This window comes from Nocardia abscessus (assembly GCF_015477775.1).
Lineage (GTDB): Bacteria > Actinomycetota > Actinomycetes > Mycobacteriales > Mycobacteriaceae > Nocardia > Nocardia abscessus_A.
This window is the reverse complement of the sequence record NZ_JADLQO010000009.1, coordinates 270,657-296,270: the sequence shown is the minus strand read 5'-3', so window position 1 is coordinate 296,270 and position 25,614 is coordinate 270,657. Positions and strand designations below refer to the sequence as shown.

4 protein-coding genes are annotated in these 25,614 nt (G+C 68.3%); 1 reads left to right on the top strand and 3 read right to left on the bottom strand.

The genetic code is table 11. The features are described 5' to 3' along the window. Positions 1-510 precede the first annotated feature (510 nt). Genes IU450_RS23455 through IU450_RS23445 form a run of 3 tightly spaced genes read right to left on the bottom strand, consistent with a single transcriptional unit; the run spans position 511 to position 24,665 of the window. A complete protein-coding gene (locus IU450_RS23455; RefSeq protein ID WP_195151886.1) occupies positions 511-21,639 on the bottom strand; it encodes a helix-turn-helix domain-containing protein in 21,129 nt (7,042 codons plus the stop codon). Positions 21,640-21,648: 9 nt separating this feature from the next. Next, positions 21,649-23,253 carry a hypothetical protein gene (locus IU450_RS23450; protein WP_195151885.1) on the bottom strand — a complete coding sequence of 535 codons (1,605 nt, stop codon included), beginning with the start codon at positions 23,251-23,253 and terminating at the stop codon, positions 21,649-21,651. Positions 23,254-23,273: 20 nt separating this feature from the next. Then, on the bottom strand, positions 23,274-24,665 hold the full coding sequence (locus IU450_RS23445) for a hypothetical protein (RefSeq protein ID WP_195151884.1): 1,392 nt from the start codon (positions 24,663-24,665) through the stop codon (positions 23,274-23,276). A gap of 417 nt (positions 24,666-25,082) precedes the next feature. On the opposite strand from IU450_RS23445, the gene IU450_RS23440 reads away from it, so the two are divergent. Beyond that, complete coding sequence (locus IU450_RS23440; RefSeq protein WP_195151883.1) at positions 25,083-25,475, top strand: hypothetical protein; 393 nt, start codon at positions 25,083-25,085, stop codon at positions 25,473-25,475. Positions 25,476-25,614: the final 139 nt, after the last annotated feature.

The window sequence follows — 25,614 nt, the reverse complement described above, 5'->3', positions numbered from 1 at the left end:
GAAGACGACCGCCGGGAACCCGCGGGCCGCGGTTGCCGTCACGTCGGCCCCGGGCAGCTCACAAACGTGAGCCCACCAGTGGCGCGTGGGCTGACCCGCGCCAGGGCAGGTCGACCTCCTCTCGTCGATGTACTGCGAAAGCATCTCTCGCACAATAGGTTCCGGTACGGGCCGGTCTCTACCGTTTTCTTGTAAGTTTGCGGACATTTCTTGTAAGGCACGGGTCGTGGGAGGGAGCGCGGTTCCGCGGCGGACTGTCAGGACATGCACCGGCACCAGTGGATGAGGGCTTCATACGACGACGTCGCCGGGAGAGCGGCGAACCGAGGCGGAATCTTGCTTCACCGGCTCACGAAGTGGTGGAGTCGAGATCGTGCCGGATCGAAACGATTCGCGTACCGTGTGCCTGAAGCTGCTCGACGGTTTCCTGCCCGACACCGACATGGACTGCCGTCTCGACTGACGCGGAGGCGAACTCAGGCCCTTCCGACCGATCTGGTCGCGGACCTGTCATCGCCCCGGGGACCCGGACCACGGCGTGGCTCTCGGTGGACCGTCCAGTGGCGAGGTCGAGGGTGGGAACGCCTCGGGAATCCGGAATCCGCTTTCGACGACCTCCGCGCGCAGGAGTGCGAGTTCTTCCGTCTTTCTCGTCCATATCGTGCCGACGCCCATCCTGAGCATTTCGCGTATCCGGGCGGAACCGGTTCCGCCCCAGACCGCGAGGGTTGTTTCCGCCTCGACGGTCCGCCGCACGAAATGCTCGGACAGCAACGGGTACGGGATCGCGATACCCGTAGCCCCCGCACGCCGCGCATCATCGATGATGGCGTCGATCTTCTCGGCTCCCGGCCGCAGCGGACGAGCCATCCAACCGGCGACGCCCCGCATCCCCTTGGTGACCACTGTCAGCATGTTGACCATCGCCACGCGCTGCCGATCCGGGGCCAGCTCCGCGGCTGCCGTCAATACTCGATGATCGAACGCGTGCAACTCCCCTCGTATGCCGTGCCGCTCCAACGTGGCCGCGATTTCCCTCACCTTCGCCCGGACCACCGACTCGGACCAGGCGGGTCCCGCGGGCACCTCCACCGACAGCACCGCGTCCTCGAAGGCTGCCGACCGGCACATCGCGTCTAGGGCAGCCATATCCCCGGCGGCCCGGCCCACTTCCACGACGATCGCATTCACCCCGATCGTCAGGGCCTCGGCACACGCCCGCCCGGCATCCGCGAGCCCGCCTTTTCCGACTTGCACTGCGAGCCTCGGCCCCGCCCGGGCTACGTCGGGCGGACCCACTGCTGCTCCGGCTGCCTCGACCGAATTCGACCGCGGACTGCCGACCCGATCGGTCGCCACTGCGACAGGTCCCGGCAGGTCGCGCCGGGGGCGGTGATCTTCCGGTGCGGCGAGTGCCGCGTCCAATTGCGGAGCACGGCGATCACGGGCCGCGTCGACCACCCTCGCTCGGATGCGGTGCATCGCCGTCGGATTGCCGACGGTAGGCCGGTGCTGCTCCGTAGGCACCTCGTCGCCCCGCCCGGCGAGGCACCACGCTGCGTGCCGCAACGACTCCGTGGGCTGTGCGGCGCCGACCAACGAATACTGCAGGTACTCGCCGTGTCCATCGAAGGGAGCCAGCGAATGAGGGAAACCGCGTTCGGCACGCACTCGCGTCGCATTGGTGTCGGTGGCCGGATCGGTTCCCAGCCCGAATGGCCCGGCACCGAGCAAGCGACCACGCGCCTCGGGCGCATCCCCGCCGAAACCGGTGACCGGATCGTCGGATTGGGCCAGGACCCAGGAATTGCGACAGCTGGCGTCCCCGGCACTGTCGAACCGTAGACCGCGTCCGGGCGAGGCCGTGACCACGCCGTGTTCGAAGACGCCGTCCAACCGGCCGCCGACGCCGCCTTCGGCAACGACCGGGGTCCCATAGCTGTAACCGAGCTTCGACAATCTCGCGCTGATCACCGCACGCAATGCCAGCACGTCGCGTGCGAACAGCCGGCCACCGGCCTCTGCCAGCCCGGGCCTGGAGGCCCACGCTTCCTTGTTGTTGGCGGGCGCTTCGTAGCCGATCCAGCACACCACGGCGACCTTCGTGGAACGATCCGCCCGCACCAACTCTTCGTACAGATTCCGCGCACTCGCCAGGCGGGCCGGCGCCGACTGCAGCCGCGTATTGACGCCGTCCACATACCAGACCACGTGTTCGGCGTCCTCGAGCCGGCAGTTGCCGATGACGAATGTGCCGGATCCGTTGCCGCCGAACGCCTCCGGGTCCAACGCCACTGTGGCGACGACCGGCGGAGGGATGTCGCGGTGCACAGTGACCGAACGGGTGAGCGCCTCGCCGACGGCATACAGGTTTTTGAAAGCTTGGCGCTCGATCCGACTGGCGTTCTTGCTGCCTTTCGCATGGATAGCTGAGGCGGTGGCATATCGCGAATAGTCGTTCGCGTAGTTCGACACGTCGGACGGAAGTCCGGGGGCGTTGCCGACGATTCCGGGGTAGAACGCCACGACCGCCCGCTGCTCGTCTCGGTGCAGCGAATGCCACCACCGTTTGTTGTCGACCGCGAGGCGACCGGCCCTCGTGAAGTCGTCCGGCAGACCTCGATGCAGCAGGACTTGCGGCCCCGCACCCGGGCCGCCGCGCTTCTCGATTGCGCTCCGCGCGATAGCGGCGTCACTGCCGGTCTTGCTCAATGTGGGCACGCCGCTGTGCGGGTTACGCGGCAGGATGCCGGCATAGACGGACTCGGTCTGCTCGTCGACGGCGCGTTGGATAACTTCGGTGAACCGGACCCACCCATTCTGCGCGGGATCATGGCGGGTGACCCGATCCGGACAACCGGCCAGGATGCGGCCCATGTTTTCCAGCGACTCCGTCGGCGCCTTGGTGCGATCGTCGACATACAGAAGGAATTCGTCATCGATCGGCTTTCCCGCCTCGAACGGCTCCTTCTCGTATCTTTGCGCCCTATCGCGCACGTCCTTCAGCACGGCGTTCGTACATGCCGCATCGCCGGTGGGAAACCGGCACGCGAATTGCACGCTCGGCAAATCCTTCGCTATAGCGAGGGTGCTCGACCGCGATGCGATTCCGTAGTACACGTCGGTGGGCGAGGCGATGCCCGCCAACGCATCACTCATCGTCCCCAGATTCGACTTGCCACAGACCACCACCGTGTCGACGGTACGGGCGGCCCGCTCGTGCGCCAGTGCCTTCTTCGCGGGCCGACCGCCGTTGCCGTGTACAACCAGCTGGCGTTCCGGCCGGGTCGCCGGATACGGCGCCGAGCTGGTGTCCAACTCGGCAGACAGCGCCGCCATATCGCCTGCCAGGCGGTGACCGTCGGTTCCGGACCACACCACGACCCTGACCGGGCGCTTCGGGTTCTCCCGCATCGCGCTCTCATAATGGTTGCACGCCAACTGCATTCGTTGATCGAGGCGGCGTAGATCCCGGTCGGTGCCGTCCACGTGCCACGCCTCCGCGACAGGTTCTCGGCTGCCGAACGAGATCATGATCGAGCCGGCTCCCGGGTCGTCGGTATCGAGCCGCTCGAGCAGCACGGTCGGCGCAGGCACTCCTGGCGTCTCCACCGTCGCGGCCCGTTGGCCCGCCCGGATCAACAGGTCCTCGACATTCAGCAGGTACGCCCGCAGCGCCCGCTCCCGGCCGCTGAGCCGGGTCGCCGCTGCCGCGATGTCGAGTGCGATCCGGGCTTTCGCGAGAGCCCAGCGATTGGCTCGGTCGCGCACACTGGTCGGGAATCCGCCTGCCTTGCCGACGAATTCGGGCCACACCCGGACCAGCGCTCGCATTTCGTCCACGCTCAGATTCCGCGCCCGACGCGCGTTCTGGGCCGCGTGCTCCGCACATTCCTCAGCGGCCACCCCGCGTTTCGTGGTCGATCGCCGCCACCGGTACACCAGATCGTCCGGTTTCGCCCCGGCACCCCAATGCTCCCGCAATACCCGATCGGCCCGCATGCGCATCTCGGCATCGGGCGGGGTGTAGGTCGGCAGCCCGGCGCGCGCGTCGACAGGCCCGATGAGATCGGTGGACGGATCCACTCCGGCATGCCCCGCGCGCACCGGATCCGACGGCGCGTCATCCCCGGGGCGGCTGCCGATGAATCCCTCAGGCCCGGTGCTTCCTCGCTCGTCGGCCCGCGCTTCAGCTGACCAGCCGGGATAGAAGCGACTCAGGAACGCCGTGGCGATATCGGGCGGAGCGTCCAGTCCGGCGAGTAGACGCAGCGCGTAATCCGGGCTGATGCCGAATTCGCCCCGGGGGTTCTGCGCGCGCTCTTTCTGACTCAACCCGGTGAGGCCGACACCTGCGCGCGCCGCCAGCTCCGTGCGGGACAGTCCCTTGCTCGTACGAGCGGCGATGATCCAGTCCTTGGGATGGCGAAACCGGTCGGACCATGGGTCGGGAAACTCGCCGTCTTCGTCCGAAAAGTACTCTCGGAGAACTGTCTCGGCTATTTCGTCGGGAGCACCCAGACCTTCCAGCAGACGCACCGCCATATCCCGCGTGATCGTCACGCCACGCTCCAGCGAACCGATATATGTCGCCGAATTCGGTATGCCCATGCGAGCGGCCAATCCGGCCTGAGTCAGTCCGCGAGCCAGGCGAGCTGCCTTCAACCACTGCCGGAACGGCTGGGCGCCGTTCGGGGTCGGCCACGCTGCGGAGGGAGCCGAGCCGTCGGGCGGATCGGCGGCGAACTCCTCCGTCGGCAACCGCTCCGGGACCGTGCTCGCGCCGCGGTGCACCGGCGCCCGCCGATCCTCGTCCGGACCCGGCGGCAGGAATGCGGCCGGGTCTGCCCGCCGCGCCGATCCCTCCTGGGCGGCCGAGGCCGGGGGCTCCGAATCGGAGGAGTCCGTCGGGAGGCTGCCGATGTAACCGCCCGGTCCGGCCCCGGGGTTTGTGGGTGAGTCGACCACTCGGCCGCTCAGCTGCCGTCGGATGAGGTTCAGCAAACGGCGGCGGCTGCCGGCATGCAGGTGCGCACACCACTGGGTGAGCACCTCGCCCGGGTACACAGGGGCGTAGGGCTGCACGAGCAGACGCCACCGGCCCGATGGGTCCTTACCGACCGTGACATTCGCCGACACGACACCGAGGTCGAACACTTCGCTGGCGCGTTCCGTCAACGGTGCCGGTTGTTCCGTCGACGGTGTGGGGCGGGCGACATCGTCGGGTCCTTCGAGGACGATTCGGCGCAGCGCCGCCATGGCGCCGTGCGGATCGTCGGGTTGATCGGCCCGGGGTGGCCTGCACCCCTCTTCGACCGCGCGGTCGGTCAGCATGTGGCCGTTGGACGTCAACGCGTAGGAGGTGTCGTCGGGACCCTTGAACACGCTCGGCGGAAGCGCCTCTATCCAGCGCTGGAAGCTCGGCCGTCTCGGTGATTTCCCGAGTTTGGTTCCCGCCTTGTCGAGCGCTCCCTCGCTGCACAGGCGCAGGTACTCGTGCAGCAACCGGCCCGGGATCGATTTCCGGCTCGAATCGGCGTCGTCCGGCTGGAGGTGCTCGCTGCGAACCTCCCCGTCGCTCCGCAGTTTCACGTCGTCGTAGGCGATCCGCAAGCGGCCACCGGGGCGAGGGATCGTGTCCAGCACGTCGGGGCGTTCGGTGAACAGCTTGCGCAGGACACGGCCGTGCCCGCCCATGCTCGCGACTTTCAGGCCGGTCGGATTGCCGTCCCGGTCCACCTGTACCGCCACCTGCGGGTGCCCGTCGATCGGCAAAGCCCCTGACGACCGCAGCGCCCCCTCCATTCGCGTGCTCGACACCGCGGCGTCGACCATCTCGATCAGCCGCGTCCGCGCACCCGCGGCGCCCGCGGCCTGCTCCCACTCATCGAATACGGCGATCAATTGCTGTGCGTCGGAACGCCTTTCGGCCCATTCGGTCAAACCGGGGAACTCGCGGCGCCAATTCTTCTTGTTGAACGGCCGCAAGGCCCGCGATTCCCGGCTCGGTGGCACTCGAAGCTCCCCGATCGCGGGTGGTTGTGTCCACGGGCCGGGCCCGAACTCGACACGGACCGTGTGCGACCAGTTCGCCAGCATTGTGTTGCTGAGGTCCGCGATCGTCGTGAGTTCGACCCCGCTCATCCTGGTCTCGCCACGGCGCGGCTGCGACAGCAGCCACGAGCAATCGGCGCCGAACGAAAGCACGGAGGCGGAACCCGTGCTGCGATCGGCTTTGCCGTCGGCCACCGCGACATGCATCAACCGCTCGTCTCCGCCCGGCTTGTCCGTGCCGAACCACATCACCACGTCACCGTGCTGGGGGCGTGACTCCGCGTCACGATCCGAGGGGAGTCGCCGTCCGGCCGGGACGAGCAGGCCGGGCAGTTCGTGCACCCAGCGCCGGGAGAAGTCGTCAGGGTCGTCCCAGTTGTAGATCGCGCGGACCTGCTCGCGGTCGAGGGCACCGGCGGCGACGGCGGCGTACACCACCATGTCGATACAGCTGAGCGGCAGGTCCGGGGCCAGGTCGGGGAGCTGTTCATCACTCGACCAGCCCCAGTCGGGGAAGAGGCTGTCCGGTTTGAGCTGACACCAGTAGATCGTGTCTCTGCGAGTGAGGTACCCGAGCAAGGTCTCCACGACACGAGTCGACGCGGGCTCCGCCCGTGCCTCCACCGTGCCGGCCGTGGCCATCTCGGCCGTTTCTCCCTCGCCGTCGACACCATCGTGTGCATCACTGTCCGAGAGCCGCGACCATGGCGTCGTCCGCGGCGTCTCCTCCGAGGCCTCCCCATGTGAAGACTCACCCGGATCGGGTGGTCTGCTCCCGATGAATCCGTCCGGCCTGGTCATGCCCTCGTCTGGCGCGGAATCGCCGTGCGACACCGATGGTGTCGGCGGCTGCTCCTGCTCCGCCCGCGCCTTGCTCCACGGCGTCGGCCGGTTCTGCTCACTCGCGGTGACATCGGCGGGTTCACGATGATCGAACGCACCCCGCAATCGGACGACCGTGTCGGCGAGAACGTCTGCCGCGGCCGTGGCCGGCAAACCCAGCCGCTCGGCGGCGCGAGCCAAGGACATGCCCTCGACCAGATGAAGCATGACCAGCCGTTCCGCTGTTGCGGGGTCGGCCATGTCGGCCAGTGCGGCGCGGACGGTCATCGCGAAGTCGGTGTCGGAGAACCCCGCGGGCACCGGATCGGCTACGTCCCGGTGCGTCGACCTGTCGTTGCCGCTGATCGGCGCGTCCAACCGCAGAGTGGGCCGGGCCAGGATTTCCCGAGCCAGCGCGACATCGGCCACCTTCAATCCCGCTCCCCGAGCGATCTCGGTGTCCTCGAGCGCCGCACCCGCGGCGACCATCCTGTGGATCTGCGCTTCCACCGTGCTCACGAGTTTCCGTGTGCGGTTGTCTAGATCGGGGAATCGGAGCGCCAGGCGGTACCGGAACACCGCTGCGCGGCAACTGGCCCACGCATGAGCGGCGAACGACGCAGACGGCACATGGTTGGTGATCGCGCTGAGCATTCCGATTGCCGCTGCCTGCACCGCATCGTCACGAATATCCGGCGATTCGCGACGCGCCAACGCCTTCGGAACCCACGCGAATCTCTCGAAAATCTCGTCCTGCACCTCTCTTTCCTCGGGCGAACCCACCCGAGTCACGACATACCGTTTGAACAGTTCTTCTTCGTCTGCATAGCCGGACCGCTCGTACCGATCCGCATAGAATCGCTCGACGATCTCCAGAAATAAATCGCCACCGACGCCCTGCGCTCGACATAGCTGCCGCAATTTCCTCAGCCGCGGCAGATAGCGATTGTTCTCGATACTGGAAAGAGTGCTGCGAGGCATCCGCGCTCGCTGAGCGAGCTCGGTCACCGACATTCCTTCGTCGTTGCGTAGCGCCGCGATCCAACGTCCCAGCGATTCGTGTGAAGCGGGATCGATATCGGCGGTGATGTCCGGGTAGAAGTCCCGCACCGCCTGGATCAGCAGACCACCCGAGACTCCCAGTGCCCGGCAGATTCGCCGGAACGTGCCGAACCGCGGTCGTCGATTCTCGGTCTCGACCTGTGCCAGGTACTTGGTGGACAGACCAGTGACCCGAGCGAGTTCGGCGCGGCTCATGTCCCGGTCGTGACGCAGTGCGGTGATCCACCTGCCGAGGTCGTGTGCCGCCGGCTCGAGGTCGAGATCGATGTGCGGATAGAAGTGCCGGGTCGCCGCTCGCAGCAGTTCGTCATCGATACCCAATACCTCACAGATTCGCCGGAAGACCGCGAATCTCGGCACATAATTTCCGGTCTCGATATGGGCTAGATGACCCCAGCCGGGCCCGATCGCTTTCGCGAGCTCTGTCCTGGTCAAATCCCGGTCGTGACGCAGCGCCACGATCCAGCTGCCGGGTGACGCGGGATCGTGTGTGCCCGGACCGAGTTCGAGTTCGAGATCCGGATAGAAATGGTGGGTGGCCGCGCCGAGCAGTTTCGGTGCGACTTCGAGGGCCCGGCAGATCCGCCGGAAGATGATCGAGCTCGGAGTGTATTCCCCGCCCTCGATTCCGGCGATGTACCCTGCCGACGTGCCCGCGGTTCGCGCCAATTCGGCCTGGGTCATGTCCTTGCTGTGCCGCAGTGTCATGATCCAGTTGCCAGGCGAGGCGGGATCGTGCGCTGTCGGTTCGAGATCGAGTACGAGATCCGGATAGAGGCTTCGCGTAGCCTCAGCCAGCGCCTGCTGTTCCACGCCCAATGCTCGAGCAATCCGGTAGAACAAGTTCGGTGGCGGGCGATCCCCGTTCTCGATCTCCCCGATCCGCGTCGGCGTGACTCCGACCGCGCGTGCGAGGTCCGCTTTGGTCATGCCGCGGCTGTTGCGATGCGCGGTGACCCAGCCACTCGGCGAATTATGCGCAGCAGCATCGGTTTCGAGTTCAACACCCGGATAGAACCGCCGTGTGGCTTCGGTCAGCGCCTCGCCCTCGACTCCCAGCACGCGGCAGACCTGTTGAAAGGCGCCGAGCGAGGTCCGTCGCCCGTTCTCGATATTGGACAGTGCCGCATTGGTCAGGCCCGCCGCTTGCGCGACCTCCTTCTGCTTCATCCCCTGTTCGAGCCGCAACGCCTTGAGCCACGCGCCCCGCGCGGCGTCCAACGACGGCTCGGATTGCTCCTCGGGACGGCTGCCGATGAATCCGGGCGGACGGTCCCGCTCGCTCGTCTCCCTCAGCGCGTCCGGGCGCCCCGCCGCGTCCGATTCGCCCGCCCTGCGCAGACCGCGCTCGAGCGCTCCGGTGAACCACTCGACGAAGTCCGGCTGCCGCCTCGACATGGCCTGCAGATCGATGTCGTGCGGCAGGCGAAGGGGCCGGCCGAAGGCGAAGGTGAACACTGTCGCCGCGAATGTCCGGATCGTCGCGTCGCTGCCCCGCGTCATCAGCGGCGCCTGGAACAGCAGGTAGACCGCGTTGGCGAAACGCCGCAGCACGTCGGCGGACGGTTGCGCCGACCGCTGGTCGAGAGCTGCGGCCAATTCGGCCACGGCGGCATCGAAGATCGTCCGCTGATCACCGGCCTGCGCGGTCTCGATCACGAACCTGCCATGTTCGTGTGCGTACAGGACGTTCCCGTCGACACGGGCGCCACCGGGCAGCTCCACGACGTTCTGCAACTCACTGTTGCCCGGCGCCTCGACGTCCAGCCGGTTTCTGACCAGACGGCCGATCGCGAGCGTGGTCCAGAACGCCGGTGTCCCGACGCCGCCGTGCCACTTCCCGGTCTGCGGATCGCGGCGAACCCCGGCTCGCAGACCGGCCATGTGACCCACCCTGTCCATATTGGGCGCATCGTCGCTCAGCCTGGTGCGGAAGTAGTCGGGATGGCTTTCCCCATGTTCTCCCACCAGGCTCGGGTCGCGCCCGACGGCCCAGACCTGCCGCATGTAGCGCTGTTGCGATACCCAGAAGTACAGTTCCGCCAGCACCCTGCGACGCGCCGCCGGAGTCGCCCCCGAATCCCACCGGCTGACAAGCTTTCCCAATCCTCGATTGGCCACATGTGCCTGCCAGAGCGAGAACATCCGCAAGGCCGCGTTCCTGCCCGGATCGTTGCTCCTCATCCGCAACCCCGGCACCGGGAAGTGCTCCCCACGAAGCGGTCCCCGCCCGTCCCGCACCGCCTCGTTGAGCAGACGTACATCGCTCGTGAACGCCGAATCCGGCCCCGAGTCGAGCGGCTCGGGCGTGTGCTCCGGTGGTCTGCTGCCGATGAATCCGTGGTTGCCCGTGTCCGGCCGGATCCCCACGACAGTCACGGGTCCCGGCCACAGTCGCAGCACGGTGCCGTGCGGGTCGATGGCCAGTATCTCGCGCAGGTTCGGGATCGGGTGCCGATGCAACGCCAGACTCAATTCCCCCGGGTCTGCGGTCGAGTCGGCCAGGTTCACCACGATCCGCTCGGCCTGGCGTTTCACGTACACCTTGCGGCGGATCTCGAAGCAGATATTGCTGACCCGGCCGGTAGCCGGTGAGTAGCAGTCGAACAGCTTTCCCTCGATACGGAAGTCGGGCAGACGCGCACCCGATTCGACAGGGTGCTGCTCGACCCGGAAGCCGGCCCGAGCGAGGACAACCGCCGCCTCGTTCTGCCGCTGCAACCCCCGCTGTTCTTGCAGGAAACCGGGCGGCCCGTGGTCGGCGCCGAGAACCGGAACGACAGCTTCCGACCCGGACGGCACCGCGTCGGGATCGGGATCACGAGACGGCCGGGTGACATCGCCGTCGCCCGTTCCCTCCGGGTACGGGGCCGAGAGGGGTTGATTCCCCTGCGCAGGGAGATCGACGATGAGGTCAGGGGTGATCTGCGGTGGCCGACCGGCGGTGACGTACTCGTGGATCGCCCATTGCGGCGTGCCGACCGCCGCGCCGTGGAGGTCCGTCTCGGCGAACCCGACCGCGAGGGCCTCGTGTTCACGGAGCTTCGCCTTGGTTCCGTCGACGAAGGCGTACGCGGGCAGCCTCGAGAGCCAGGTCTGCTCGGTCTCTCGGATCAGGCCCAGTTCATCGAGCTCGGACCAGATCTCGTGCAGCACCTGCCGCAGGGTCACCGACAGCAGTTCCACGGCATCGATCGCGTGGATGAATTCGTGGACGGCGTCGTGGTGGAACGGTCGGTCACCGATCGGATTGAGACCGCGCTCCCGCATCTCGATTCCGCGTTCGACGGTCCATGCCGGCCTGCTCGCATTGCGCAGGCTGAACTGTATCCCCAGGGTCCGAAATGTCGATTCGGAGTCGCGTTGGGCGAAGGAGGCGGCGCCGGCGTTCTCGTCACCCAGGTAATCGATCCACAGTCCCCTGATGTTGGAACGGCCCGGGAACCTGGTGAGCATCTCGTCCAGCGCACCGAGGATCTCCTCGACGACGTGGGCGGGAACATCCGGATGTTCGAACCCCGCGATCGTGATGTGCGGGTAGTCGAGGTTGAACGCCTCGACCAGCCGCGCCTTGGCCTGCGCTTCGGCGTGGAGCCCGGCGCGCCGCGATATCTCGTCCGGCGTGCGCACCGCGCGCCACTCGATTTCCGCCAACGCGTCCATGTACCGGCCGTGTATGCGGTGCAGCGCGGGCTTGTACTCCTTGGGAATCGGAAGATCCGAAATCCACGATTGCAGATACGCCACCCGCTCCCGAATGGTCGAAAGCTCCGACCTCGGCATGCCGTGGTGCTGCCACACCTCATCGCCGTCGATCTGCCGCACGAACATCGCGGCGAATGCACCGGTCGGCGTCGCGTCGATCGCGGACGGTGCGCGACCACCTCTCACCTCGTTGTCCGGGCCCAGACTCCACTCTCGCGCAGCGCGGTTCGTCCTGGTCACCGCGTCGAAAAGGCCGAGCCGCGTGGCCGAGCGCGAGCCGAGAATCCCCTGGTCCAGTGCCGCGCTGTTGCCCGGCTGTCCGGGAACGATCTCCCGATAGACGGTGTCGTCCTCCAGGATCAGGCATGTGCGCCCGACCGGCGCGTCCATGATCGCAGCGACTTTCCGCTGCAGCACCTGCTCGAGAGCGGCGACAGGGTCGGTGTACGTCTCCGCGAATACTCGGGTGCCATTGCCGAAGGTCACCGACTCGACCCGCACCCCCGGCGCATCCTCGACCAGTGAACGTTCCGCTGGTCCGGACTCCCTGCCTGCGAGCACCAAGTCCTGGAAGTCGGGACCGGCGGGTGCGCCGTCGCCGGACGAGCTCTCGTCTTGTGGCCGACTGCCGATGAGGCCGGCCGGACCTTCACTCCGACCTGTCGTCGGCTGGTTGCCGAATCGTTCCCTTTCGTCCCCCGACGAGGATTCCGCGCCCGCCGAAGCATGCTCCGGCCGACTACCGATATAGCCGTCGAACCGGTCCGGTCCGGTGGGTCGGCGTCCGGGAGCGGCAGGGTCGGCGGGCGGCGTCCCGCTGATGTCGGGGAGGAGGGATCGGACCGCGGCCGACACCGCCGGTGCGATTTCGGGCAGGGTCGCGATCCGCTGTCTGGTGAAGTCGAGCCGAAGACGATGCCAGACCTGGCCTCGCGGCAGGGCGTCGGCGGTCTCGATGTCGATGCGGCAGTCCACGTCGGACAGCTCGCGGCGCAGTTCCTCCGGTGTCACGCCGGGAGCGGGATCGGTGGCGTCCGGCCGGGTGTAGTCCAGCTGAGCGACCAATCGCGGCCGACCGTCGGTGTCCTGCGAGGAGGTAACGACTATCACGGGAGCGTCCCCCGCTTGGGCGCGGGCGATCTCTGCGACCCGCGGCATCGTCTCGATGACGCTCTGGGACATTCCCGACCGGTCCGATTCGGGCAGCCGAGCCGCGACGGTGGCGGCGAGGACGGCGGGATCCGATGCGTGAGCGCCGGGCCCGACGACCACCTGCCAGCGGAAACCGCTGTACCTCTCTCGCATCTCGGCCGCGTGGGAGCGCGCGTCGCGGTAGGCGTCCAGCGGCGTGTACACCGGGTCGCTCGCCAACCGGTCGGCGATCTCCCGGAGCTTCGCGGCGTGGTCGCGGCGCATGTCCCGGTTGGCCAGGAGCCACCCGTCCGGCGGGCGGTATCCGCTATCGGGATGAGTGAATTCGGCGTTGCCGCGCAGGCGGTGGATGAGGGCTTGGCGCACGGTGACGTGCCCGTCTTCCGGCGTCAGGCGCCCGAACCGATCCGCGAGCCGCAGCGCTTCGTCGACGTCGTTGACCCGAGCACCCCACTCGGACAGGACTTGCCCGAAAACACGTGCCGGGTCGAAGCGGCGTGACATCAAGTCCTCGAGTGCCAATTCGATGCTCTGCACGACCGCGTCGGCTTCTGACAACGTCTGCAGGTCCGCGGCGGCGACCCACTCGGCAACTCGCGTTGCCGTATGGAATTCGCCGTCGGTCATCTTCCCCCAGCGCTGCCGCAGCTCCTCGGCAGCCGTGGGTGAGGCGATCATCTGGGTTCCGGTCCGCTCGTCGAATCCGGTGCCGTTCACGGCAAATCCGAGTATCCGGGCGGTGCCCGCGTCATACCCGTACGACAAGGCGCGGGCGTGGAGCAACTGCGCCGAGCGCAACTCGTCGTAGCCCTCGGGATTGTCACTACGCCGTCCGCCGCCGTAGACGAGATCGCTCCATGCGTCGGCGACTATCGCCGACATGATCTCGCGCAGTTCGGCGCCCTGTAGGACACCGTTGTCCATGATGTGGCGCAGGTCCTCGGCCACGCCCATGCCGTTGTGGTACAGAGCTGCTACCCCGAACTCGCGCAATTCGAAGGCGTCGTCGTGGAGGTGGTTGGCGCGACCGATGTCGGGGTGGCCGTACAGCGTCCGGCTGGCGAAAAGCCCCTCGGCCGCCAGCCGTATTCCGCGCCGGATCTCCGGATCGGCGATCTGTTCCTGTGGCACCCGCGCCCGCAGGATCTCGGTCACCTCATCGATCTCGCGCGCGATCACCTCGGCGGGCAGCGGTGGACGGGCCGGACTCAGCAGGTGAGCCTTGATCCGGTCGGCCGACGCTTGGTCCTGCGTCTCCTGCAGCCACGCATAAGCGTCGGCCAGCGCAGCGACCTTCGGGCCATCCCCCGCAGGCTGCCACGACCGGCCGGCCAGGTCCTCATGTGACACCATCTCGGTGCCGACACCGGGCCAACCCACCGACACTCGGAACCGGCCGTGCGCCAACACCTGGCGCCCCGGTGCGCCGACCGGAGTCCAGCCTTCCGTCTCGCACTGCCGGTACAGCCACTCCGGCACCGACAGTTCGTCGACATCCTGCCCGCCCGGCACGTCCGCACCCAACACCCGCGTCGCCGCACGTCCCACCGCGACGCCGTGCTCGGCAAGCAACCCACCGAGTTCGTCTGCATCGATCGGAGGATTCGATTCCGGCGTACCGACATCGGCTGTGCCGCGGTCGGCGTTCCCCGGGTCCGAGGATGGCCGACTGCCTATGTAACCACCGGGCCCGCGCATCCCACCGACACGGACCGTTCCGAGGTCCTCCGCTCGCACGGCAGGGTTTCCCCAACCGTCGTATTCGACAACGGGTTTCAGCCGTCGCACGTCGTATCCCGCGGTAGCGAGTTCGGCGCGCAACGCGAGATTGCGCAGCAGCACGTCGGTCAGGGCGTCGTCGTGACGGCCGTCCCCCGCGATCACCACGACGGTACGACTCGGCAGCAGCACCGTATCCGGCGTCACCCACCGGGCGCCGGGGTGGCGCCGCACCACATCGGCGGCGACCGCGGTGACGGCGGCGTGATCCTGCGCGTCCTGCTCGGCCCACCACCGCGCGACCCACTCGGCCAGCTGCTCGACCCGCGCGACCTTCGCTTCGATCGCCTGCTGCCAGCTCAACCAGTCCGCGGGGACCTCGGCGTCGCCCGGACGGTGCGAGCGCGTACGCCGCATCGACGCGTGTTGCCGGGCGGCGTGCTCGCGCAGGCGGGCGATTTCGGCGGACCAGCCCACCCGATTCAACAGTTCCGGAAACTGGACTCCGGTCTGATGCGCCAGGGTGCGGCAGCGCACCTCCCAGAGGCGGCTCGGCCGAACGAAGGTCACTTCGACTTTGTCATAGTCACCTGGTTCGCCGTCCAGGTCGCCGACGACGACCTCGGTGAACCCTTTGCGGTCCGCCATCTTTCCGGTGAACGTGGCGCGCGCCGCGTCTTCCGGTGACAGTCCCTTCCGGATGCATGCGTTGAATGTGTCGAGATTGTCGGTGAGATGCAGGCGATCCCGCACCCAGTAACCCTCGATCCCGTGGACGATATCGCCGAGTTCATCCCACATTTCATCGAACATCACCCCACCGCCCGGTGTGCCCTGGGATGTCTTCAAGACGGCGTGCAGGTTTCCTGCCAGACCGACCTCGCCCGACGCGCCGAGTGGGACACGCCTGTCATCGATACCGCCCTGTTCGGCCGAATAGAAGTTCCGGTACCGCTGTACCGGCGTCGATACCACCCAGCTGGTCAGCCGCAGCATGGTGCGCTCGTACCACTGCCCGAAGCCCCGGTTCTCGAATTCGGCGGCCAGTGCGCCGAGGCTGTGCCACAGCGACAGGATGTCGGCCGCGAGCGCGTCTTCGGGGCGTTCGCCGAGCACGGTCATACCGACCGGCGAATCGAAATACGCGGTCGGCACACCCAACACGGACGTCAGCCAGCCCAGTTCGGGTGTGCCGCCTTGCGTGGCCCGACCTGTCCTCTCCGCATCGGCCGCAGTGAAACCCGCCGCAATGCGCTCGTACCAGGTCGGCTCGCGGTCGCGTCCCGCAGGTGGCCTGCTACCGATGCGGCCTTCCATGGAGTCCGAGGCCGTGGCGCGCCTTACCGCCTCGTCGTGCGGCATCGCCGGGCCGGAGCCGACGTTCGAGGGCTGCGTGTCCGGTTGACTCGTATCGGCCGGGACGGAGCCGTCCGGTAGGAAGCCGTCGCCGGACGGGCGATGACCGGCGAGCACGAACTCGTTCCGCCGCAGCGGTGGGGCCCGGCTCGACCAGAGCGATGCTGGGGGAAGTCCGGGGTTCTGGGAGGCGACAGCAGAACGCTGTGTTGCGGAAACGCGGACGAGGGGCCGGCCTTCGTTGTCGAACTCGATGGCGAAAACGCCGCGATCGGCCTCCTTCAGTCGTTCGATGAGCGCTTGCTGCTCCCGCCGCCACTGCTGGAACGGAACTGCCTTGTTCAGCAGCGCGGGCCGACCCGCCAGATCCGCCGGGGTGATCGGCACCTGGCCCGGAGCGGCCGCGATGTCCACCACGACCAGATTCGGGGCGTCGCGCCGATCGCTGTCGTTCACCAGCAACACCAAGTGGCTCTCGACTTGCCCCTTGTTCATCCACTTGTAGACCAGCGCCTGGCTCCCCCCGGGCCACTCTTTCAGCGATTCGGCGGCCTCGTCCAGCGACCCGTATGCCCGGAAGGCGCCGCCGAAGGCCCGCTGCGTGTCTTCGGCGTCATGGCCCCGCAGTGGCATGTCGTCGGGCATGTGGTACGCGTGCTCGTTATCGGGGTACAGCACCCGCATCATCGTCACGCCGTTGTTGACGCAACTCTTCGGGCTGCGCTGATGGATGGCGACGGTGAGATCGAGCAGGGCGGTGACCGCCAGGTAAGTGGAAGCGGCGAAAACGAGCAGTTCGGTGACCGGGTCGCCAGCAGTTCCGGTGGGGGCGAGCAGGCGGGCGGCCGCGTCTGCGAGCACGTCGCGGGCGGTGGCGGCGTTCACCTCGGTGGCGGGAACGTCCAGTAGGTCCGCCAGCTCTTCGCGGGCCGTGTCGACAGCGGCGCCGACCTGGCGCACGCCCTCCGCGCCGGCGACCTGTGCGGGTTCCCAGCCGAGTTCGGCGGCCAGCCGGTTGCGCTGCGGCGTCAGATGATTCAGCGCTTGCTCGTCGGTGAGGCCGTCCGCCTGCATCACCACCGCGGGTGGGGCGTGGTCGAGGTGCTGGTTGAGCGCTTCCACGGCAGCGGAAGAGACTCCCGCTCGTTCCAGCAGTCGGCTCAACGGGTCGTCGTCATCGTCGGTGTCGAACATCGCCGCGGCGGCCTGGACCGATGCGGGAATCCCCAGCCACCCGGCCAGCCGCGCGAACCGGTCCCCCCGCAGGTGCGGTTGGACGGCGTCAGGCCCGGCGTGCACGGCCTCCATCGCGGCACGGTCCATACCCGCCCCGGCGTGGCCGGCGTCCGACCTGGTCTGGTCAACGCCCGCCGCAGTATGGGCAGCGCCCGGCCCGGTGTGCGGGAGGCCCGCGGCGATGGTGTTCTGGGGCGAGGTTGCCGAGGCGGCAGCGAAATCTCCTGCGGCCGGGGGCGCGTTGGCCTGGTTGGCGCGGCGCATCGCCCGCTGCAGATACGTGCGGTCGGCCGCATCGTTCTGCAGGGGGGAGGTCAGGCTGCGCATCTCCCGCTCGGCCGCGGCGACATCGGCCGCGGTGGCCGCGACCTTCGACCGCGCCGCCCGCACGGCTTCCCCCGGTTGTGCCGCGTCTGCATTGCCCACCTGACGTACGGCTCCGGCGTATTCGGCGGTGGCCTCGGCGTGCTTGGCCACCGCGGTCCGATAGTGGGTGACCGCGACCCGCGCACCGTGCTGCTGTGCCTCGCTGTAGAGGCGATCGGACGCGGCGACGTTGAAACAGAAGCTGCCGTTGCGGCCGTTGCGGCCCGCGCGCGCCGACCACTGATGGTCCTCGTCCGGATTGGTCGGCGAACGCCCCAGCATGTGCGCGTGCACCCCGCCGAGCTGATCGACCTCGTCGCTGATCGACACGTCGAAACCCCGGCCCAGCATCCCCGTGCCGACCGTCACCGCGCCCCGAACACCGGCGGTATCCTTCACCGACAGAAGGTTCTCCTCGGCGGCATTGTTGTCGCGGTGCTCGGCGAACCACCGGGCGTCGATCGCGTTGTGTTCCACGTCCGCCTTGGTCAGCATCAGCGAGAATTTCCGAGCCAGATCGTTGAACGGGCAGATCACCAGCACCGGCCGCCCCTCGGCCTGCAACTGCCGCACCCGGTCCACTGCGTCCCGCAATTTCTCCGGCTCGGTGAGAAAAATCCGATCCTCCTCCCCGACCAGTTTCGACCGGCCGAAGTCCTCCACCTTCGCCAAGCCACCCTCGACCGGGAAATTCTCCTTGATCTCCGCCGCGGTCCGCTCCAGCGTGCCCGACATCAAATGCAAATGTTCGTAGCCGCCGAGGACGTCCTCCACGGTGACCTGCTTCGATCCCGTCCCATCGGAATACACCGGGGCGCCGAACATCGCCTCCACCATCTTGTGGCGTCCTCCGAACCACCGGCTCTCGGTGCCGATCTTCGGATCGCTTCGCGGCTTCCCGTACTCGTCGAGAATCTGTACCTTCTTCTCGGAACCCTCTCCGAAGACCTGAAAATCCCGATTCAGTTTCAACCGGCCCGCCTTGACGTCCAGGAAAGCCCGGGCCATCTCGGCTTCCTCGGCGGTGAATTTCCGCCTGGCGTAGCTCTCCCACAACCGGCTCACCGTGTCGAGGCACTCCTCGGGTTGCTCGCGCAGCAACCGCGCCGTCAGCGTCCGTGCCGCCCCGACCTCCTCCGCCGACATCGCCCGTACCGCCCCGGCCTCCTGCGCCGTCAACGGGCCATCGTGGAGTGCCTTCTCGAGATGCACCGACAGGTCCTCGGCTGCCGTGATTCGGCTGCGCAACACAGCTTTCAAGAAGTCACGCACCCGGTACACCCCGGCCGCCTCCACCTCCGAGGCGATCTCCCGCTGCCCCTCGGACTGATAGTGCACCGTCTGGTTGTGCACCAGCACCGCGTCCGCCTCATCGATGGTCGCGGTCTTCCCCGGCGGGGGCCGGTCGAACAGCTCGGCGGTCGCGCGCTCGTCGTAGGTCATGTAGTACACCGTCGGGCGTTCCACCTCGCCCGGCGGATTGTGCGGATCCCAGCGCGCGACCTCGTACCCGAGACTGCGCAGCACCGGCGCGAATTCCCGGACCCCCTCGTTGGCCAGCACCTCGGTCGTGGTGATCACGTGATGCACCCGCACCGATTCACCGCTCGCCAGCTCCACGGGCTCCCCGCGCGACAACTGCCACAACGTATCCAGCGCACCTACCATGGACTTGCCCTGCCCCGTGCCCATCTGACGCATGAACCCGTGCTCGCCGAGCAGGAATGCCTTGATCTGATTCCATCGCGGCGTTTTCCCGGTCCCCTCGCGCATCGCGTCGATGTACCGCAGCAGCGACTCCACTCCATCGCCGTGCTCCATCGCGTGCCTGCGCTGCTCCCACGACTCGCCGGCCAGCTCCTCCTGCCGCAGCCGATACAACGCCAGCGCCTTCTTCGCCGCAGCCTTGAACTGCGCCTGCCGCTCCGCGGTGAGGTCCTGCTTCGTCGCCGGATCCGCCGAAGGCAACGCCACGAGTTGCTGTGCCAGTTGCTCCGCCTGGCGGTCGGGCCCGTCCTGCACGGACGGCCGAGCGTCAGCGGGCGCCGCATCCTCGGAGCGCACCACCGACGGCTCGTGCGCCGGCGGTGCGTCCGCATGCGTCGGCGCCGTAACCCGGGCCGGGCCCTCCCCACTCGCACCGTGGCGGCCGGACGCATCGCGCACCTCCGCCGGCGGATCGACCTTCGCCGATCCCGGCGGCCGCGCGACCGCCGGCTCGTGCGCAGCCACACCGTCGCCGACCGGGGCCCGAGCGCTCCGGCTGCCACCGACCGCTTGCGCGTCGTCCTCGCCGTGATCTACCGATCTCTGCGGTTCCGAACCGGAGTTGCCGCCCGCGCCCGACAGGACCGCACCGGAAGCCACACCACTCCCGGCCTGCGCACCACCGCCGGCGCCGGGAACACCACCGGCCTGCCCATTGCCACCACCGCCAGCACCGGGAACACCCCCACCAGCCTGCCCATTGCCAGCGCCAGCAGCGGGAATGCCACCCCCGGTCTGAGCATTGTGAGCCTGGGCACCGCCGCCACTACCGGCCTGCCCGCCGTCCTCGGTTTGCGCATTGCCAGGGCCACTGGCCTGCGCACCGCCGCCATGCGCAGGCTCACTGGTCTGCGCCGCGCCACTACCGCCCTGCGCGTTTCCACCGTTCTGTGCGGCGCCACCAGCGGGCTCGTCGCCATCGGCGGGGAGGTCTACGCCGGGTGCTCCATCGCCTGCGCCGTCTGCCGATGACCTATCACCCTGCCGCGCAGCCGAATTGGGGTCCGCCGGTTGCCCGTCAGCCCCCGTCTGACCGTTCGCGTGTCCGTCCGGGGCCGGAGCCGGGTCACCCGATCCCGAATCGGCGAGGCGCCCCGCCAGCTCTCCCGGCTCGTCCAGCTCGTGCTGTCCATCGCCCGTCGCACCCGGGAGACCCGACGAAACCAGGTTCTCTCCCGGTAGCGATGCTCCGGCGCCCATGGCTTGGCCGGGCAAGGCCGAGTTGACGGGCCGCGGAGTGGTCTCGACGTTGCTGTCCACCGGAGCAGGCGCAGCGGGCGTCAGCGATTTCGTACTCTGGGGAGCCCCCGCCAGCCGCATCACGGCATCCTTGCTGAGATTCACCGTGGCAGGATCCGGAGGAACATAAGCCCCGCTGCCGTCGATCACTTTCGCGAGGGGGGAACCGAGATTCGAGTGGGCGCCACCATGGACATCCACGACTCCGGCGAATCCGCCGCTGAGCAGCGACGCCAGGACGTCTTCGAAGTGTTCCGGCCAGCCCGTGATCAATGCCGCAGCACCCAAACCGGACACCGCGCCCGCGACCCCCTGCACCAGCCCGAGCGCCGAGCGGCTGGTCTCCAGACGAGGAAAGACCCTGGGCGCGATCGTGCCCGCGGCTATGCCGCCCATCGCACCCCCGGCGCCCGACACTGCCGCAGCTTCGATCGACTTCAGATCGATACCCCTCGGGTTCTCCCCGTTCGGGCCCTTGACGGTCGGAATCCGGTCGCCGGACCCGACCTGCATGAGCTGCACCCCGCCATCCACACCCGCGGGCAGCGCGGCGGCCTTGCCTACCGCGAAAGCGAACTGGTGCGGTCCCAACGCCGACAGTCGGGCAGCCGTCTTCGCCGCTCCCACCTTGTAGGCCTGCTCCAGACCCGCGCGCATCAGCGCGACCTTGCCTCGACCCTCGATCAGCATCGACTCCACCACGGGAGCCGCCGCCACCTCCGCAGCCGGACCGGCCGCGGCGGCTGCCGACAGCGTCGCGATGATGCGCCAGGCCAGCTCGACGCCGAACGCGAACATCACGCACAGCGTCTTCTCCGCATCATTGGCGGCCGCGTGTGCTTGATCGGCCAAGGCCAGCGCTTCCTCCCGCAGCCTGGCCGCGCCCTCGCGGTGCAGATGCAATATCTCGCGTACTCGATCACCCAGCGCACCGAGCGAATCCTCCTGCGCCAGTATCTTTTCCGCATCCTCCGCGTGACGGTTCATCGCGGCGGCCTTGGACCGCAGCTCCCCCGCCATCCACCGCATGCCGGACACGTCGGCGCGCGGCAGGTCGCCCCCGAATACCACCAGTTCGATCGGGCGCCGCACCACAGTGGGCAAACCCTCGAACAATGTACGCAATTCCACGACCGGATTCAGCGACCACGAACCGTTCACGGGCACCGCCTACCCCCGCCGCGACGTCGCGTCGACCAGCACCGCGTGCAGTGCTCGCGCCTGGAGGCTCGCCTCGTCGCCGCGCAGCACGACATCGGCGAACGCGGCGCCGAGTGCCCGGCTCACGTCGAACCCGCGTGCGTCCGCGGCGTCCCCGGCCAACTCGGCACGCCAGCGCCGGTAACCGCTCACCACCTCGGCGAGTGTGCGGTTCGGCCCCGCCTCCAGACGCAGGTACTCCGCGATCAGGACGCGCTGTGCCTGCCTGCGTGCGCGACCGCCACCGGCAGAGTCGAGTGCCCGGCCGAATTCGCGGAGCGTCGCCGGATAGACGCCCAGCTCCGCCGACTCGGCGTCGGACTCCGTCGTTCCGGTCGCTTGCCTCGGCTTCTGCGCGGTCCCCTGGTCCAGGGTGATGGACCGACCGGCGCCCGTACCTCGCGTATCCCGTGGTTCGGGACTCCACCACACCGGCGCCGATCCGGCATCGAGCTCCATAACCGCGACGACGTCGAGAGAGATCACCGGGTAGTCGGTGAGCACCCGGTCCACAGCGGCAACGAATTCTCGTATTACCGACACCTGCAAGCCGGGGGTATCGAATCCCGCCACCCGCACGCCGTGGCGCTCGGCCAGCGTCCGCGCCAGCCAGCCGACCATGGGATCGATAACCGGGCGCGCGCCGGGGCGCTGCCGATCGCGTCCGCGCGGCAATTCGTCGGCGGGCTTGGGCTTCCGCGGCGGAGAATCGAACCGAGGACTCGAGGGTCTCGGCTGGGCGCCGGCGGGTGGTCCGGCCGTTCTGGGCGGCTGCCCCGACCAGGGGGTGTCTCGCCGCCCGGCACCGCCCGGTGGGCCGACTGCCGCCTGCTGCCCGGCTGGGGCACGAGGTGCATCCCGGGTGACGGCCGGGGGGAACACTGCCGGAGGACGGCGTTCTCCGACAGGTTTGCCGGAGTTACTGCTGCCCGGTCCGTCTACTCCCCGGGCCGCATCTCGGCCCGCTGCTTTATCCGAAGGGGCCTGCTGCGGACCGCCCTCCGGCGTGGAGCGTGGGCGTCCTGCGGACGCGTCGGGTGTCTGCGACCCGCCGGGAACGGACCGATCGGTGGGGTTGGCGCGGTCCGTGGAATACGCCGGGTTCGGGGGATACGCCGGATCTGCCGCTGCGGGAGAGGTCGCCGCGGGAGAGGTCGCCACCGGATCGGACGTCATGGGCTCCGCGCCCGCATACGAGGACGTGCCCGCGCTGCGGTCCGGCCGGGGCAGTGGCGCCGGCTCGCCGATCGGTGCCAGGTTGTCGGCGGAAGTGCCGACCCGGCTGGCGCCGTACCTGTCCTGCACTTCGAATTGGCCTGCCGCGTCCACCATTCCCGCGGCCACGCTGTGCAGGCTCTCCTCCATTGCCCGCAGATTGGCAAGCAACTGGTCGGTATGCGGCTTGAATTCCTTGGCGAACGCGAGACCCAGATCGTCGTCGCCCCAACTGCCTTCGGCATGCGCCAGGGAATCGCGCAGTCCCGCATGCGTTTGCCCCACGCGATCGCCGAGTTCGGCCAGCCGCGCTCCCCGATCTCGCAGGCGGTCCGGATCCAACCGAACTTCACCGTTCACGTCACGATCCCCCCTCCCGGTCAGGCTCGGTCGTTGCCGCGCAGCCGGAACCGTCGCTCGAAACCGGTGACGAACACCGACAATGGCACAGACGTGGTCGAGCGCTCCACAACGCCATCGTCGGCGACGTAGAAAACTGCACGGTCCAAGGCGATTTCACCGTGTGGCACGGGCGAACGCACCACCCAGCCCACGCTGATGCGATCAGCCCGCAACGTCGACAGCGGGTATCCCGTAGTGTCATAACCCTGTCGTCGGATGTGATCCCGGACGACGTCGAGCGCATCCGCTCCGCCGATCCCCTCGGCGTGGTTCGCGTCCAGATCCGCCAGCACGAACTGGAACATCGCACCGTCGATGTCGGTGTCGTCACCGTCACCGAAGACCTGCGCGATCGCCTCCCGCGTCACCGCACCGGCCTCTGCGGCCGACACCAACAACTCGGCCGCGTCCGACGTACCCAACCGGTCGTCCAACAGGTTGCCGATGACACCCGCCACGGTGCCGACCGTCCACACCGCGGGCAGCGCCGGCGCGCATTCTGGTATCGGCGCGGACTCACCCCGGTACCACTGACCGGCCTCCCACCAGTAACAAAACGACAGCAAACCGGTTGCCACCCGCGGATTGAGCACCGGGTCGGCCACCCAATCCGGCGCTCCCGCAAACAATTCCGGCATTGCCGCACCCGCGTTGTACGCGGCGTCCAGGACCGGCGCATCCCACACACCGCCCGACAGCACGGCCCGGTCACCGGGCAGGAGCGTGAGCGTCGAACCGCTGCGTCCCGCGCCTTCGAAGATGCCCACCGACGGAACGATCCGCGGCCCCTGCCCCGACCCGACCGCCACGAACGCTGCCGCCAGCACCGCCCACCGGGCCCACAACACGGCCAGCTCCGGCAGTTCGTTGTCCACTGCCACCGCCCGCAAACCGGCACGCCGGTCCGCACGCATCGCGTCGGCGGCGGCGCGCGGCGGCCGCGTCCGACGGTCGCCACGCCCGAGGTAGGCCGCCAGCCACACCGGCAGCCGATCCCGCGGATAGTGTTCCAAGTCGGCGAGATAGGCCTCCGGTGCGAACAATTGTTCGCCGGGGAACGGCACCGCACCGTGATCGGCAACGGCCTCGACACCGTCTGCCTCGATGCGCACCAGCAACCGCCACCACGGCCCGCCGTCGGCCTCTGCCGACACCTGCCGATGCCGGCGCACCGCATCCCACACCGCATCCGGTACCGGGCACCGGACCGACCCGATACCGACGTCGGCCACCAGCACCGCCGATTCGGCGGCCACCGTCATCGCGAACCACGCCTCCAGCCGCTGCGACCCGGGCGGCGCTACCTCACGCAGCCCGTTCGCGATCCGATCGGCCAACGCGGCGAGACCGTCATCCCCGGCCTGCGTCACGGCGCTCTCCGTGCTCCGGGAACGACAGACCGGCCGTAGCCTCGGAGGCGCGTACATGCGACCTCGACCGCGAGCAGTTCACGAGTAGTTCCCACAAATCGCCTGGATCGGTTCGTCGTCAGGATTCGGAATTCCCAGGGCTGAAGATTTCGCATTTCGCGTCTCGGCGCAATGCCGGTATTTACCAGCCATGGCAAGCCCACCGGTCGGTGATCCCCACAGCCGATCCCGACCGTTCGGTCACCGGCAGCCAACAGCAGCGTGATGGCCGGAATCAGCAGATGACCACCGGCCGAGATCGCCTGGGCATCGAAAAACGTGACGGCGTTCAAGACGGGAGAGGTCGGCGTGGCGAAGTCGGCGTTTCGCGAGGACACTGAGGACGTAGCGCCCAACTCGTCCCCAGGAGCACATGCGATGGCAACCAACGGGCCTTTCGGCATCGATCCGGAAGATTTCGAACGCGCACTGCGTGGGGCGGGAACCGAACTCCGCGACCTGCTCGGGAAAGCCGGCGTGTACCTCGATCGCGTAGACCACGCGAGCGTCGGTTCCCTGGCGTCGCTGCTCGGTCAGTTCGTCCAACCGGAACGGCCGCGTCCACCCGAACCCGAGGGCGAGACCACCGGGGCGACCGGCAGCGGGGTGTGGGCGATCTACAGCATCGATGACGTCGGCGAGGCCAGGGTCGACCAGGTCTTTCCGAGCGAGCTCGAGGCCTTGCGCGCGCATCGCGACAACACTGATGATCGCCGTCGGGTGCGGTTTCTGCCCTACGGGGTTCCGGTAAGTGTGTTGGATGTGCCCTGACGGCGCTGACCGGCTCCACGAGTAGCGGTGAACGCCGGTAGCCTCGCGTCGGTATCGCTACGCGAGGGGGCACACGCATGAACCCCACCTGGAAATTCCCGTTCCCGCTCCTCGCTCCGGTCGGCATCAACGGGCTCAC

Excerpts from the sequence above, each read along its gene's own strand:
- IU450_RS23440 (WP_195151883.1), top strand. The coding sequence starts at position 25,083 with ATGGCAACCAACGGGCCTTTCGGCATCGATCCGGAAGATTTCGAACGC.